Origin of the sequence: Coraliomargarita parva (genome assembly GCF_027257905.1) — a bacterium.
Taxonomy (GTDB): domain Bacteria; phylum Verrucomicrobiota; class Verrucomicrobiia; order Opitutales; family Coraliomargaritaceae; genus Coraliomargarita_A; species Coraliomargarita_A parva.
This window is the reverse complement of sequence record NZ_JAPZEI010000003.1, coordinates 377766-391945: the sequence shown is the minus strand read 5'-3', so window position 1 is coordinate 391945 and position 14180 is coordinate 377766. Positions and strand designations below refer to the sequence as shown.

Annotated in this window: 13 protein-coding genes and 2 tRNA genes; 8 read left to right on the top strand and 7 right to left on the bottom strand. The window is 55.3% G+C overall.

Features of this window, described 5'->3' with window-relative positions; all coding sequences use genetic code 11:
* Positions 1 to 10 precede the first annotated feature (10 nt).
* Complete coding sequence (locus O2597_RS05990; protein WP_269523353.1) at positions 11 to 796, top strand: alpha/beta fold hydrolase; 786 nt, start codon at positions 11 to 13, stop codon at positions 794 to 796.
* Here the strand turns inward: O2597_RS05990 and O2597_RS05985 are convergent.
* The 4 genes from O2597_RS05985 to O2597_RS05970 all read right to left on the bottom strand — a co-directional run bounded on the left by O2597_RS05985 (position 790) and on the right by O2597_RS05970 (position 4185).
* Positions 790 to 1359: a DUF4136 domain-containing protein gene (locus tag O2597_RS05985; RefSeq protein ID WP_269523352.1), complete on the bottom strand. Its 570-nt coding sequence runs from the start codon at positions 1357 to 1359 to the stop codon at positions 790 to 792. The genes O2597_RS05990 and O2597_RS05985 overlap by 7 nt on opposite strands.
* Before the next feature lie 224 nt (positions 1360 to 1583).
* Positions 1584 to 2720, bottom strand: a complete 1137-nt coding sequence (locus O2597_RS05980) for a metallophosphoesterase (RefSeq protein WP_269523351.1) — start codon at positions 2718 to 2720, stop codon at positions 1584 to 1586.
* Positions 2720 to 3178, bottom strand: coding sequence for an abscisic acid-deficient protein Aba4 family protein (locus O2597_RS05975; RefSeq protein WP_269523350.1), 459 nt, complete (start codon positions 3176 to 3178; stop codon positions 2720 to 2722). The genes O2597_RS05980 and O2597_RS05975 overlap by 1 nt, the downstream gene beginning before the upstream one ends.
* A gap of 95 nt (positions 3179 to 3273) precedes the next feature.
* A complete protein-coding gene (locus O2597_RS05970; RefSeq protein ID WP_269523349.1) occupies positions 3274 to 4185 on the bottom strand; it encodes a phosphoribosylaminoimidazolesuccinocarboxamide synthase in 912 nt (303 codons plus the stop codon).
* Between the two features lie 130 nt (positions 4186 to 4315).
* Here O2597_RS05970 and O2597_RS05965 point away from each other — a divergent pair.
* From O2597_RS05965 to O2597_RS05935, 7 genes are all read left to right on the top strand, one after another.
* Positions 4316 to 4393: transfer RNA gene (locus O2597_RS05965), tRNA-Glu, on the top strand.
* Between the two features lie 433 nt (positions 4394 to 4826).
* Positions 4827 to 4904, top strand: a tRNA-Glu gene (locus O2597_RS05960).
* A 762-nt stretch (positions 4905 to 5666) separates the two neighbouring features.
* On the top strand, positions 5667 to 7661 hold the full coding sequence (ligA, locus tag O2597_RS05955; RefSeq protein ID WP_269523348.1) for an NAD-dependent DNA ligase LigA: 1995 nt from the start codon (positions 5667 to 5669) through the stop codon (positions 7659 to 7661).
* 60 nt (positions 7662 to 7721) lie between these two features.
* A complete protein-coding gene (locus O2597_RS05950; protein ID WP_269523347.1) occupies positions 7722 to 8933 on the top strand; it encodes a DUF3592 domain-containing protein in 1212 nt (403 codons plus the stop codon).
* A gap of 19 nt (positions 8934 to 8952) precedes the next feature.
* Positions 8953 to 9363, top strand: a complete 411-nt coding sequence (locus O2597_RS05945; RefSeq protein ID WP_269523346.1) for a hypothetical protein — start codon at positions 8953 to 8955, stop codon at positions 9361 to 9363.
* A complete protein-coding gene (locus O2597_RS05940; protein ID WP_269523345.1) occupies positions 9320 to 9898 on the top strand; it encodes an ATP-binding protein in 579 nt (192 codons plus the stop codon). The genes O2597_RS05945 and O2597_RS05940 overlap by 44 nt, the downstream gene beginning before the upstream one ends.
* Positions 9899 to 9971: 73 nt before the next feature.
* Positions 9972 to 11591, top strand: a complete 1620-nt coding sequence (locus O2597_RS05935) for an aspartate:alanine exchanger family transporter (RefSeq protein ID WP_269523344.1) — start codon at positions 9972 to 9974, stop codon at positions 11589 to 11591.
* Positions 11592 to 11770: 179 nt separating this feature from the next.
* Here O2597_RS05935 and O2597_RS05930 read toward each other — a convergent pair whose 3' ends face one another.
* The 3 genes from O2597_RS05930 to O2597_RS05920 all read right to left on the bottom strand — a co-directional run bounded on the left by O2597_RS05930 (position 11771) and on the right by O2597_RS05920 (position 13908).
* Positions 11771 to 12343, bottom strand: a complete 573-nt coding sequence (locus tag O2597_RS05930; protein ID WP_269523343.1) for a hypothetical protein — start codon at positions 12341 to 12343, stop codon at positions 11771 to 11773.
* Positions 12344 to 12467: 124 nt separating this feature from the next.
* Positions 12468 to 13496: a hypothetical protein gene (locus tag O2597_RS05925; protein WP_269523342.1), complete on the bottom strand. Its 1029-nt coding sequence runs from the start codon at positions 13494 to 13496 to the stop codon at positions 12468 to 12470.
* 43 nt (positions 13497 to 13539) lie between these two features.
* Positions 13540 to 13908: a hypothetical protein gene (locus tag O2597_RS05920; protein ID WP_269523341.1), complete on the bottom strand. Its 369-nt coding sequence runs from the start codon at positions 13906 to 13908 to the stop codon at positions 13540 to 13542.
* Positions 13909 to 14180: the final 272 nt, after the last annotated feature.

Here is a 14180-nt window from a genome sequence, read left to right as displayed (position 1 = left end):
TTGTCCGCTTATGTTAGTTTGCGCACTTCATGGATTCACCGGATGCGGTGCTGACTTTGCCCCCTTGCTTAGTGCATTGGGAGGTCCCCATGAAATCATCAACGCACCGATCCAATGGAGCTGCCCCAACCTGCCGGGCCACGGAGCACGGCCCGAACTAGACTGTAGTGCCGCCGCCACGCTTCAATGCATCGATCATGCGGTCCAGTCCCACCCATCCTCCCAGACAGGCAAAAAAGTCCTGCTGGGTTATTCCATGGGAGGTAGAGCCGCGCTTTTGCATGCCTGCAAACAGCCCCAATTCTGGGATGCGCTGATCTTGATCAGTACCAATCCAGGAATCGAGAATCCGGAAGAAAAGGCAGTGCGGGCCAAGGCCGATGCGGAAATGGCATTGCGGATCGAGAACTCGAAGCTAGAAGCGTTTCTGAATGAGTGGCAAGCAACTCCGATCCTTCGCAGCCAGCAAGATATCCGCAGCGATTGGCGGCAGAGTATGCGATTAAACCGCTTGCAGCACAGCGTACAGGGGCTTGCCAATAGTATGCGTGATTTCGGGCAAGGCTCCTTTCCTAATCTTTGGCCACAGCTAGACCGACTCGATATGCCGATCCTGCTACTCACTGGCGCCTCAGACTCGAAATACACAGATATTGCCCGGCAAATAAAGACCCGGTTGGGTAACCGACCAGTCAGCCATAGGATCATCCCTGAAGCCGGCCACATGCCACAGCTGGAAGCACCGGTCGAATCCATTCAGGCGATCCGCACCTTCCTGGGGCAGGTCGGCTACTGAAGTCCCTGCAGGCTCGGAAGGTCCGGGTCCTTATCGACGCGATCCGGAAAATGCTGAATGGCCCGGCTCAACGAGTCCTGCACACGACCGGAAGTCAATTGGACGGCATCGAATATATTTGGTAAGTCCTTGCGCCAAAATAGGCTGCGCGTTTCCGTTTCGTAGACCTCGACGGTCAGATTGAGTCGTGCCGCGAAGCGATAGCTAGGATTTTCCCGACGGTTCAAGCTGTCCAGCGGTCCGTCGATGGAATCAAAGACGCTCGGATAGCTGCTCACCCCCTTCATCCATTTGACCACAACATAGAAATCCGAACCACTTTCAACCGATTCGAAGCCGCGCGCTTCCAGTTCTTGAGTCAGGACCTGTTCAGAAAGCTGCTCCAGCATCAATGTTTCGGAATCGTTCCAATCGAAACCGGTAATCAAAGTATGCTTGAAGCTGAAAGTGTCAAAGGGGGTAAAATCTACCGAACGTACGAAATTACCATTCGGATTCTCCGGACTGGCGCAGCCGAAAAACAGCAAACACAGACAGGAAGACAGGAAGAGTACGTATTTCATGAAATAGAATATGCATGCACATCGTGTAATTTCAAACCTTGCAAGGATTGCGATGTCAGGATGGCATGCAGCATGCGGCTTACCAAACAAGAAAGAGTTAGCCTTTCAATCCTCCTACTGATTGGTATTCTGGCACTTGCCGGCTGGATTCTCTTCACCCAAACAGGCTTCAACGATAAAACGGAGCCTGCAGCGGCGCACTGGATCGACGGAACGGACAGTCCTTAACGGATGCTCCGCATCGGCAACAACTCGATTAGGGTCATTTCAGTCGGACAAAGGAAGCGAATCGGCGGTAACCCCCTGTAACGGTTACTCCCCGCACCGGCAGAAACATTCAGATAAGGGACTCCAATCCGGCGAAAGCCCCGGGACCATTCCTTAGGTACTTCGCTGTCAATGACAAGCGGGCCGTACCAAGGCAGACGGACCTGTCCGCCATGCGTATGCCCGGCGAGGCATAAATCGATCGGAAGCTCCCGCGTCTCCAGAGCATAATCGGGCGCATGCCCCATCACGACGCGAAAGTCCTTGGCATCCGACTTGGCCATCCAGTCTTCAATTGAACGCATGGCCCATTTCGGTTCCTTGGAATGAAATAGGTTCAGCCCGAGGATATCGATCTTCCCCGCCCCCGTATCAATTTGCGCGGAACCGGTCGAGAGGACATGAAGCGGCTCGAGTTCGGGACCGCGTAAGCGGTAGAATTTGATCCCAGGCTCATACTCGGTATCCCCGTAGACCGCATAAATACCGTATTTCGGTGACAAACTCTTGAACAGCGATAGGAGCTTCGGCCACTCACTGTCGAAAGTTGCAGGCGCCACCGGTTGTAGGAAATCCCCGGTAAAGAGCACCAGATCCGGCTGCAGTGCTTGGATCTGCTCGAACAGATTCTGCTCATGCCCGGCAATGCCTCCCGACTGGATATCCGAGATATGGAGCAGACGCACCGGCTTTGCCAACTTGGGCGTCTCCAGGCGAACGTGGCGCAAGACAATCTTCTCCGGCTCGACCCGCGTCACATAGTAGCGCAAGGCAAATAGATCCGCCGCCAGAAAAAGGAAAATACCACAGAGCGCACTCGCGGACCTGCGAATGCCCGGCCGTGTCACTCCCAGCACTCCGATAAAGAGCGCAAGTCCGACGAGGGTCAGCGGCAGCTCCCACAGATTAAAATCGTAGGCCTTGCGGATCAGCTCGAAATCCGGCTTGAGCATGCCCCGGGAGACATAGATCGCATTGCGCAGAAAGACATAAAGCACAATCAGGATCGTGGACAGTCCACCGGCCACAAAGAAAAAGCCGCTTCGTTTACGCGAAGCCACATCAGTCATGCCTAGTTGTGTCAATTCGGCCATTAGTTCAGAGATTGCTTCCGGATCAACATACGCACCGCTAAGGGAATCAAGGCCACCGCGCCCAATAGCCAGCACAAGACCAATTCGACCGTCACCCGCATCCGATTCCGCAGGGCGATCTGGTAAAGTAGCGTGCCGACACAAAGATTTAAGATCTGCAAATTACAAAACAAACTAAGAAACACGGTAGGATGGTTCGCCAAAGCCTTGGCTCCGCCATAATCAGCGGTCGAGAGGGGTTGCGGAATTAATCTGGCCTCGTAAAACTGCCAAACGAGATAGAGCAAGACCAGTCCATAAACACTACCCACCAGCAACGGTTGGGCCAAATGCCGCACCGTTTTCGATTCAGGAACCACGATCATCGCCAGCCAAACCGGGGCGGTCATAAAGAGAATGAGGTAAAAGGCGGCGTTCAAATCGCCTTCCCCGAAAAACTCAATCAACCAAATAGGCATGACTTCGTGAGTTAAAAGTATGAAGGTCGGAAGGTGGGAAGGTCATTGAATGGCCAAAAAATGTTCACTCCTTTCACCTTCACACTTTCCCACTCTCAGTTCCCAACAATCTTTAAATAGGCCTCGATATAGCGGTCCAAAGTCCCACTCAAGACATCCTCGGGCAAAGCAGGCGGCGGTGGCGTCTTATCCCAGTCCAAGGACTCCAGGTAGTCGCGCACAAACTGCTTATCGTAGGAAGGTTGCGGACCGCCCGGCTTATACTCGGAGGCGGGCCAGTAGCGGGAGGAATCCGGTGTCAGGATCTCGTCGATCAAGTAGAGCGCGCCCGACTCATCCGTCCCGAACTCAAACTTGGTGTCTGCAAGGATGATCCCCGCCTTTTCCGCGGCAGCCACCCCCATTGAGTATATTTCGATGCTCAGGTCATGCACGCGCTGGAACAGCGACTCTCCGATCAACTTGGCGGCATCCGGACAATCGATCGGCATGTCATGTCCGCTCGCAGCCTTCGTCGTGGGCGTAAAAAGCGGCTGGGGTAAGGCACTGCTTTCGAGCAGCCCTTCCGGCAAATCGTATTCGAAAAGCTTGCCCGTCTGCTGGTAGGCCTTCCACCCTGAGCCCGACAAATAGCCGCGCACCACGGCTTCGATTGGCAGCGGCTTGAGCTTCTTCACGATCATGCTGCGGTATTCCAGCTCGGGATACGACTGCCCCAGCTCACGGATTCGCGCGTCATGATTCTCGACCAAATGGTGCTGCGTGATCGCCCCCACTTGGCGAAACCAATACAAACTGATCTGGGTCAGCAGTATCCCCTTCCCCGCCAAGCCTTCCGACATAATCACATCAAAAGCCGAGACCCGGTCGGTCGCGACCATGAGCAAGGCATCCCCCAGATCGAACACTTCGCGGACCTTGCCGGAAGCGACACGGGGATAGGGCAGATTGTCAACGGTCAAGACCGCTTCTTCAGGCAGAGGGAAAGGCAGAGAGGATGCATCCATAGTCAACCTTGATGCAGGACAAATTCATGCGTGTAAACGGTTTCTGAAGCCAAGCGAAATTTTTGTGACTTTTTTCAAAAAAGACTTGCACGCCCCCCGCTCAAACATAGCTTCCGTGACTTCCTCCCACCTCCCGTTCGTCTAGCCCGGTCTAGGACACCTGGTTTTCATCCAGGCAACAGGGGTTCGAATCCCCTACGGGAGGCCACTTTAAACCCATCGGCTCACGGAGTTCGGTGGGTTTTTTAGTGCCCAGACGTGACGTGTCGGGGATGAAGAACCCCTCAAGGGGTTTGACGGAAGGAGCAACGCGACTGAGGATGGGGCACACCACAGGTGGGATCGCGAAGCGATACGGCAACGCCGTACCAATCCCCTACGGGAGGCCCTCAGCTCGCGTAGTTCGCTGTTTTCGAGGTGCGGATACCGTCGCAACGGAGCAAGGGCGTCTCGCCCTTGTCATGGTCCACTTCCTTTCCGCAATTTATCAGGGCGGGACGCCCTGACTCCGTTGGAATCCCGGACAATGCAGAAGGCGTATGCTAGCTTCACAGCCATGCCCAGACAAAGAAGACCTCAAAGTTTCAAAAAAAGACTTGCACGCCCCCCTCGCAAACATAGCTTCCGTGACTTCCTCCCACCTCCCGTTCGTCTAGCCCGGTCTAGGACACCTGGTTTTCATCCAGGCAACAGGGGTTCGAATCCCCTACGGGAGGCCACTTTAAACCCATCGGCTCACGGAGTTCGGTGGGTTTTTTAGTGCCCAGACGTGACGTGTCGGGGATGAAGAACCCCTCAAGGGGTTTGACGGAAGGAGCAACGCGACTGGAGATGGGGCACACCACAGGTGGGATCGCGAAGCGATACGGCAACGCCGTACCAATCCCCTACGGGAGGCCACTTTAAACCCATCGGCTCACGGAGTTCGGTGGGTTTTTTAGTGCCCAGACGTGACGTGTCGGGGATGAAGAACCCCTCAAGGGGTTTGACGGAAGGAGCAACGCGACTGGAGATGGGGCACACCACCGGTGGGATCGCGAAGCGATGCGGCAACGCCGTACCAATCCCCTACGGGAGGCCACTTTTAACCCATCGGCTCAGGTAGTTCGGTGGGTTTTTTAGTGCCCAGACGTGACGTGTCGGGGATGAAGACCCCCTCAAGGGGTTTGACGGAAGGAGCAACGCGACTGGAGATGGGGCACACCACAGGTGGGATCGCGAAGCGATACGGCAACGCCGTACCAATCCCCTACGGGAGGCCACTTTTAACCCATCGGCTCAGGTAGTTCGGTGGGTTTCTTTTTGTATGGATACCGTCGGCAACGGAGCAAGGGCGTCCCGCCCTTGTAGGGTCCGCATACCATTTGTAGTCCATCAGGGCGGGACGCCCTGACTCCGTTGGTTCATCCAGGAGCCAAAATGCGCTCCTTCACCAATTCGCGTTGATTCGTAGGAATTCGTGGGTTCAACTCAGCGACAGCATGTCCGACCCGCAGAAAGAAATCGCCAAGCTTCGCGCAGCCATCGCCGAACATGACCGGCTCTATTACAAGCAAGCCCAGCCGAAGATCGACGACCAGGCCTATGACAAGCTCAAGGCTCGACTGGCTGAGTTGGAAGCACAGAACCCGGAGCTGGATTTTGGTGCCTCCCCCACCCAATCGGTGGGCGATGACCGTCTGGAAGCCTTTGAGAGCTACACGCACCGCAAGCCGATGCTGAGTCTGGACAACACCTACAGCCAGGAGGAATTGATGGAATTCGGTCGCCGTCTGGAGCGTCTGTTTCCCGACGAGTCCTTGGAATTCCTGGTTGAGCCGAAGATCGACGGGGTCGCAGTCAGTTTGACCTATGAAAAGGGGCAGTTCGTCCGGGCCGTTTCGCGCGGCAACGGAGCCGAGGGAGACGACATCACCCAGAACGTCCGCCATATTGCCGGACTTCCTGCAGCGATCACAGATGCCCCCGAGATTCTCGAAGTCCGCGGTGAGATCTACATGCTGCACGAAGAATTTGAGCGGATCAATACCGCCCGTGACATAGAAGGACAACCGCTCTACGCCAATCCACGCAATCTCGCAGCCGGCACGATCAAACTGCTCGATCCAGCCGAAGCCCGTAGTCGCAAACTGGAAATCGTGCTCTATGGCATCGGTGCCTGCGAACCGGGCCGCTATTTCAGCCATCAGGCCGAGATCCAGGAAAAGCTCAAGCGCTGGCAGTTCCCGGTATTGGAGAAATACTGGATGGCTGGAAGTATCGAAGAAGCCTGGACCTGCATCGAGGCGCTGGACGCGCTTCGACAACAGTTCAGCTACCCGACCGACGGCGCAGTGATCAAGCTCGACGACTTCCGCCTGCAGGACGAAGCCGGTTTCACCTCGAAGGCGCCCCGCTGGGCCATCGCCTATAAGTTCGAAGCCGAGCGCGCCGAGACCCTGCTCAAGGAAATCAGCCTACAGATCGGCCGGACCGGTGCGGTCACCCCCGTCGCGATTCTTGAGCCGGTACAGTTGGCCGGCACAACCGTGTCGCGTGCCACCTTGCACAATGAGGATGAGATCCGCCGCAAGGACATCCGCCCCGGCGATACCGTACTGGTGCAAAAGGCCGGCGAGATTATCCCGCAAGTCCTCGGGGTCAACCAAGCAAAGCGCCCGGCCGACAGCCAGCCCTTCGACTTCGGCGAGCATCTAAAGGCACTCGGCATTGAGGCCGAGCGCGATCCCGCCCAAGCAGTCTGGCGAATTGTCAGCACGAACGATCCGATCCGTCAGCAACGCGCGCTCCAGCACTTTGCCAGCCGTGCCTGTATGGACATCGAGAACCTCGGTACCGCCGTGGTCGAACAGCTCGTGACCCGCGGCCTGGCCAAGGATCCAGCGGACCTCTACCTGCTCCAGGTCGAACAGCTACTTGAGTTGGACAAGTTTGCCGAGAAATCCGCACAGAATCTCTATGACGCGCTCCAAGCCAGTAAGACACGCCAACTCTGGCAGCTGATTCACGGGCTCGGCATTCCACATGTAGGTAAACAATCGGCCAAGGATCTGGAGGCCAACTTCGAATCCCTCGACGCCATCGCATCCGCCAGCGAAGAACAACTGGAGGAAGTCGACGGGGTCGGCAGCATCATGGCCCAGAGTATCCATGCCTGGTTCGAGGATGAAGCCAACCGCGACCTGATCGATCGTCTCCGCAGTCAGGGCCTGAACTTTCAGTCCGCCCGCTCCGAAGCCCCGGCGGATGGGGCACTCTCCGGCAAGATCGTCGTGCTCACCGGCAGCCTGCCCACACTCACCCGAAGCGAAGCGACCGAGCTCATCGAAGCCGCTGGCGGCCGTACCAGCTCAAGCGTGAGTAAGAAGACCGACTATGTACTGGCCGGCGAAGCTGCCGGTTCCAAATACGACAAAGCGGTCAAACTCGGCATTCCGATTTTGGATGAGGAAGCTTTCCAGGCATTGATTGGTTAAAATCTCCCGCAGTATAGAACTAAGATTGCGCCCAAGATAGACAGCCGCATTCTCCTAACAATGCGATTGCGAGTCAAAAGCAAGCCCTCGACGAACCGGCATGAAGGCGCCGGTTTCCGCGACGCCCCCAGCTCAAAGAAAGGCCGTTTCTTCGGCGTTTTCTTCGGCTTTCCCTTCTTCGCAATGGGAGCCGCCTTTTGTTGGTTCATGGCGCTCCATCCGATCGTCAAGTCGGTGACGAGTGGAGATTGGCCGCAGGTGCGCTGCGTGATCACGAAGAGTTATGTCGACAGCCATTCCGACAGCGACGGCACCACTTACTCCATCGAGATTGAGTTCCGCTATCGTTATGAAGGCAATGTATACACCGGCGGTAGCTACGACTTCAACACCGCCAGCTCCAGCGGTTCTTCAGGCAAGCACAAGGTCGTGCGTCAGTATCCGGTCGGCTCCGAACAAACCTGCTGGGTCAATCCATCCGATCCCACAGAAGCCGTACTCTCACGCAAGATCCCCGGAATCGTCTACTTAGTCATCCCCTTCACTTCAATCTTCATGCTTATCGGCCTGGCCATCATGCTCGGTTCCCTCGGCCTGCTCCCCCCAAAATGGAGGGACAAACTGTATAGCCGGCACAAGCCGGTCGAAGACCAGGACGAGGGCGAACGCTGGCTCAAGCCCAAGCACAGCGGCACAGGCAAACTGATCGGAGCCATTTTCATCGCCGCCTTCTGGAACGGCATCACCGGGGTCTTTGTGGGCCTCGCAGTGAAAAGCTTCCTGGAGGGACGCCCGGAATGGTTTCTCACCCTCTTCATCATCCCCTTTGTCTGCATCGGCCTCGTTCTTTTCTTCAGTATCTTTTACTATCTGGTTGCCCTGTTTAACCCGAAAGTCGATCTCAACCTGAGCGAGGCCCGTCCACGCCTCGGACAAACGGTACGCCTCAACTGGCGCAGCCGAGGCTCGCTGCAACGCCTGAAGGACTTGGAAATAATTCTGGAAGGACGTGAATCGGCAACTTACCGGCGTGGCACAAACTCCGTCACGGACCACAGCCTCTTCCACAAGGAAACCCTCTTTAAGACCGAACAGCCCGGCGCCCACCCCGGCGGTCAAATCGACCTGCAACTGCCGACGGCGCTCATGCACAGTTTCGACGGTGGCAACAACAAGATCGAATGGCGCATACGGATAGTCGGCAGTATCCCGCGCTGGCCGGATATCGACGAAAACTACCCGATCACCGTACGCCGCCTAAAACACCATTAGCCAGCAATAAAAGCCCGACATGGACTCAAGCCTCTACATCGACTTGCCGAAAACACATTACCAGCCCGAAGAAACACTCCGCGGTGAGATCCTCTGGGCCCAGGACGAAGCGCCTGAAAGTATCCACCTAAGTCTCGGCTGGTGGACCGAGGGCCGTGGGAGCAAGGATGCCAAAATAGAAACCGAGCTGGAATGGCCAAGTACGGATACCGCCGGCCAACAAAGCTTTGAAATTACTCTGCCGAAGACCCCCTACTCCTTCAACGGCCAACTCATTACACTGAAGTGGGCCCTGGAATTGAGGACCCGCAAAGGCGGCCACAGCCACAGCGTCGAAATCAGTATCGCTCCGGGGGACGCTCCGGTCGACCTCCCGCTCATCGAGGATGAAAGCCCACGAAAATCCATTTTCCGCTTCGGCCGTCGCTAGGATACGCTACCGCCTCCCCGAATCCGAACTCCGGAGCTTGGCAGAAACGATCTGCCAAAACCGCTCGGTCAGCGCGATTGTCGGGCCCAAAGGCACAGGAAAAACGACCTTGATCGAGGACCTCGTGCCCCAGCTGAACCGATTGGATCTTCGGATTGTTTGGATTCGGCTCAGCCTGGAATCTTCACAGACAGAGCGCGCACAGGCCATTGCCTGCCTCAATCAGCTCGGCCCTCAGGACTGCGCTCTCTTCGACGGAGGCGAAGTTCTGAATGTATGGCAGTGGTGGCGCCTGAAACGGCATTTAAAGAAGGGACAGGGCCACCTCATTGCCAGTCTCCATCGGCGGCGCGGGTGCAAAGTCCTCTACCGCACCCGCCCGGATTGGCCATTGGCGAAACGCTTGGTCCGAACACTCGCCGGCCAAGCTTTGGGCACAGAGCTGCTGCCGGTCGCCCGTAAAAGTTTTCTGGCCAACCGGGGAAATATGCGCGAAGTCTTTCGCGCCTGCTATTGGGCATGCGCCAAGCTGTAGCGACTCGGGTCTCCCTAAAAAAACCTGAGATTATTGTTGCTTATCTCAGCATTGCCTAAAATAAGAATCGGTTATGAACCTCGAAGCGATTAACCAACTCTTTCAAAACCAGCCAATGGTGGTACTTTTTGCCATTATTGCAGCCGGTTTGCTCTTCGGTAATATTACGATCAAAGGGATTAACCTGGGCAGTTCCGGGGTTCTTTTTACCGCTCTGCTGGCCGGACACTTGGGCTACAGCATTCCCGGGGGAGTCGGTACGCTGGGCTTGGTACTCTTCGTGTATTGCGTCGGGATCGGGGCCGGCGGGCGCTTCTTTGCCTCAGTGGCCCGCGAAGGCGCGACCTTGGCTAAGCTGGCATTGGTGATCGTCGTCTCGGGCGGATTGGTCACCTGGGCGGGTGCGAAACTCTTTCATGTTCCGACCGACCTCGCAGTTGGCATCTTCGCCGGCGCACTGACCAGTACACCGGCCCTCGCGGCGGCAACGGAAGGACTGCAGGGGGGCAGCGGCGTCAGTATCGGCTACGGTATCGCCTATCCATTCGGGGTGATCGGTGTGGTGCTCTTCGTACAGTTGCTACCACGCATCCTCAAACACGACCTGGACAAGATCGCGGCCGAACATGAAGGCAACCAGGCCAAGGAAGATTCGGTTCAAAACATACTCGTGGAAGTCACGAACCAAAATCTCTTCGGCAAGAAGATCGCGGATTCGGGCGTCGCCAACCTGAACGCCTGCCAGGTCTCCCGTGTCTACAAGAACAACCAGTTGATGCCCTTGAGCTACGACGATTGCTTCAGCGAAGGCCAGATCCTCATGCTGGTGGGACGCAGCAAGGAGATCAACATCGCCATCGACTACCTGGGACATAAGAGCCACCGCAACATCCTCAAGGACGTCGAAAACGAGCGGCAGCAGGTGCTGGTGACCGACCGGAAGATCGCGGGCAAGACTCTCCGCGAGCTCGCCCCCCTCAAGACCTATGGTGTCGTGCTCACCCGGATCACACGACTGGGCCTGACCTTCGTGCCCAATGCATCTACTGTGATCGAGTCGAACGACTACCTGACCGCGGTGGGCCGCAGCGAGGACCTCAATGAATTCCGCAAGATCGTCGGACACCGCAGCAGCGCCATCGATGCGACCGACCTCCTTTCTCTCTCTGCCGGCATGACGCTCGGCATCATCGCCGGCCTCATTCCGATCGGCTTGCCCGGCAGCACCCCGATCACACTCGGCCTCGCCGGCGGTCCGCTCTTCGTCTCCCTGATCCTGGGGCACTTTGGTCGCGTCGGGCGGATCTACGGCCACATCCCGCGCCCCACCCGCCTGCTCCTTCAGGAGCTCGGCCTGGTTTTCTTCCTCGCCAATGCCGGGGTGAAAGGCGGCGGCTCGCTGGCGGAAACTGTGGCTGCCTACGGCCCCATGCTCTTCGGCTTGGGTATGCTCGTCACCATCGTACCGCTGCTCATCGCCTGGCCGATCGCACGCAAACTCTTCAAGCTCGACCCGCTGCAGTGCCTGGGTGGTATTTGCGGAGGCATGACCTCGACCCCGGCACTGGGGGCGATTACGGCCAAAACCGATTCACAGGTCCCGGTCGTCAGCTACGTCTCGGCTTATCCGGTCGCCTTGATCGTCATGATCGTCATCGCCAAGATCCTGATCGGGGCACTGGGTGGCGCTTAGCGAGTCGCAGTGGCGCGCCCCAGCCGTAAACGGCACAACCTTAATGCAGTGTTGACGTAGTCGTATTGCTTCAGAGAGGACTTGCGTAACCCGTTGTCATGAAGGCGAACGGCTGAATCAAGTCGCCTACGACCGCCACTTTAAACTCCTTACGATATCCCTGAGGGAGTGCCATTCGCCTATGGCGTTGCCACCTTTGCCTTGGCTCCGATTTCTGTTACTGTCGAGACAAGATCATCCAGAAGTAACTGCATGAGGGCTTCTTCGGTTTTTTGACCGTTCTCATGTAACCATGCACTGGCCAAATTACCCGTGTCAGAACCATATATCCTGTGCGAGTAGATGATGGCATAAGCTTCCTTTTTCTCTATGGCTAGACGGGCAAATACAATCTCGATGAATTCTGGCCGAGGAAAAGCAACGACGATCAGATGCTCTGCTTCATTTTCTGTTGTGCGTGGTTTCGAGTCGGTACGGAGTATGACTGCTCCGTTTTTGTGATATATACCTAGAACATTATTTGCGATTCCAGCCAGTGATTCCCCCGTGCCAGAATCAGGGTAATGGTTTACCGTAACCATATCTTCCCAACTGCCTAAGTCTTCTTGTCCATCAGGAGTGAATTCATGCTGCGTGCCCTGAGACCACCGGTGGACAAATTCGACCGAAGATAGGTTGATTTTCGGAGTGCTCGCAGAAATCGGACAAATACAGATTAAGAATGCTGTGATCGTTTGTATGATTCGTTTCATGTTTTTTGCCAAGGTATGTTCGGCGTGTGAACCGAGAGCTATGATCTGTCCTAATGAAACTCGGACACGGGATTTTCAGGCCAAATCAAGTCACCCACGAACAGACTCGCACTCAATAGAAGCATCATTGTGTCACTTCATCTAGCTGTGAGCCTAGCGGATTACCCACGCGATACTTCGACCCAGTCATTTCATCAGTAACGAAAGTTCCGACATCAAATTGGAGTGAAAAGTCATAATCTTCATCTGCAACGCCGATGGACTGTATCGAGCACTTGATTTCGCGGACTAAATACTGACGATACTCGTTCGTCTCAGCATTCTTGCGGTAGCGCCAAATCCGGGTATGGGTTTTATGAGGAAAGCCATTGGCATCAGGATCCATAAGCTCAGTCCTCCAAACGGGCCGCCTAAAACCAGACAACTGCGGATTGGCATCGCCTACTATTGCGACCTCAATCGAGCTCAGATAGATAAAGTCTTCATGCTTTTGGAATGAAAGCGCGTAGGAGTAGCCCGCGCCACTACTGAATTCTTCGAGCCTTTTGAAAAAAGTAAACGTATAGCCCGACTCGACCTCCTCAAGGGTTCCAGATTCGATCAAGAAAGGCGCAAACTCGCTCAAGCTCTTCCAGCCAGCCGGACGAACCGGATCTTTGAGTGAACTCAAACCACTCGGCAGCATCCCTAACAAATGAATCAAATTAAAATGCGATGACACATGATCCGGCGTCCGAATATACGCAGATGGCCTTCCGGGATAGTAATCCACCAGTACCCCGTCTGAGGACAAAAGGCGCTGCCTTTCAACGGTGATACCGTGATTCTTTTCAATGCTTCGGAGATGGAATGCCTTCGCATTCCAGACTACTTTCTGAGAGGCCCTGAATGTGTTTAATTCCAAGAGCTTGCCAGAATCCGTCACTGGGACTGGAACATCACAATCGTTTCTGTAAGCGATAAAATCAGCCCCGGGACTGCTCACTCTCTCATATTTGGCTTCAAGACACCACTCATCGTTCGTCAGGCCATGAGTGAGCGAATCAAAAGGGTCAGCCTGTGCGTCCATCAGATTGATCGCTAGAAATGGACTCGCGTCCAACCACGATACCAAGCCTAGAATTAAACTGATCACTGGACCTGTGCGCTTCATATCAAGACCCGACAACTTACGTATGAGCTCTAGCGACGACGCGTTAGCGGCGTTGTCCAGTGGCGCCTACTGGTTCGCTCCTTGGGCCTAAGAGTTTTTCGAGTACAGATAGCCTCCTATCCAACTCCGAGATTTCCTGCTTCAATTTCTCATTCTCGATTCGTAGTTCCATGATTTCAGCGGGGTAATCGACCTGAAAAACACTGAGTTCTGCCCCCGGCTCTTCCTCCCATTTGATATCTTCTAAATTCACCGTAAAGCTCACTGTTTCCATTTTCGCTTCTTTGAACTTATCAAACCTCTGATCCGGAACCAAATCTGTCGCTCCAGATGGAAACTTCGCTTCGTCGTTCCCGTTAAGGGACAGCACGAGCAACAGAGCAGCGAAGGTTGTTATGGTACGGATATTCATTTTTTACAGCGTACAGTATTAAAAAAGGTCACTCATCAATAACCTACGAACACGGTTGGCACGACAGCAAAGCTGCGCTGCAAACACCTGGTTCGTAGTTTTCCACGTTTCTAGTGAACGGGTCGATCGATAGCAACCAAAGACTCATCTAAAAACAACTAGTCTTTTCCCATTTCACCCCTCCAGAAAAGAATCATCGTCAACCTACGGCATAGCAGGCATGCCCCGTCTCCTCTGCGATTGGGGCTTCATGGATCTTGGGGCTACGTTGC

Bases quoted from the DNA above. Each gene is read 5' to 3' on its own strand.
- O2597_RS05990 (WP_269523353.1), top strand. From the start codon at position 11: ATGTTAGTTTGCGCACTTCATGGATTCACCGGATGCGGTGCTGACTTT.
- O2597_RS05985 (WP_269523352.1), bottom strand. From the start codon at position 1,359: ATGAAATACGTACTCTTCCTGTCTTCCTGTCTGTGTTTGCTGTTTTTC.
- O2597_RS05980 (WP_269523351.1), bottom strand. From the start codon at position 2,720: ATGGCCGAATTGACACAACTAGGCATGACTGATGTGGCTTCGCGTAAA.
- O2597_RS05975 (WP_269523350.1), bottom strand. From the start codon at position 3,178: ATGCCTATTTGGTTGATTGAGTTTTTCGGGGAAGGCGATTTGAACGCC.
- O2597_RS05970 (WP_269523349.1), bottom strand. From the start codon at position 4,185: ATGGATGCATCCTCTCTGCCTTTCCCTCTGCCTGAAGAAGCGGTCTTG.
- ligA (WP_269523348.1), top strand. From the start codon at position 5,667: ATGTCCGACCCGCAGAAAGAAATCGCCAAGCTTCGCGCAGCCATCGCC.
- O2597_RS05950 (WP_269523347.1), top strand. From the start codon at position 7,722: ATGCGATTGCGAGTCAAAAGCAAGCCCTCGACGAACCGGCATGAAGGC.
- O2597_RS05945 (WP_269523346.1), top strand. From the start codon at position 8,953: ATGGACTCAAGCCTCTACATCGACTTGCCGAAAACACATTACCAGCCC.
- O2597_RS05940 (WP_269523345.1), top strand. From the start codon at position 9,320: ATGAAAGCCCACGAAAATCCATTTTCCGCTTCGGCCGTCGCTAGGATA.
- O2597_RS05935 (WP_269523344.1), top strand. From the start codon at position 9,972: ATGAACCTCGAAGCGATTAACCAACTCTTTCAAAACCAGCCAATGGTG.
- O2597_RS05930 (WP_269523343.1), bottom strand. From the start codon at position 12,343: ATGAAACGAATCATACAAACGATCACAGCATTCTTAATCTGTATTTGT.
- O2597_RS05925 (WP_269523342.1), bottom strand. From the start codon at position 13,496: ATGAAGCGCACAGGTCCAGTGATCAGTTTAATTCTAGGCTTGGTATCG.
- O2597_RS05920 (WP_269523341.1), bottom strand. From the start codon at position 13,908: ATGAATATCCGTACCATAACAACCTTCGCTGCTCTGTTGCTCGTGCTG.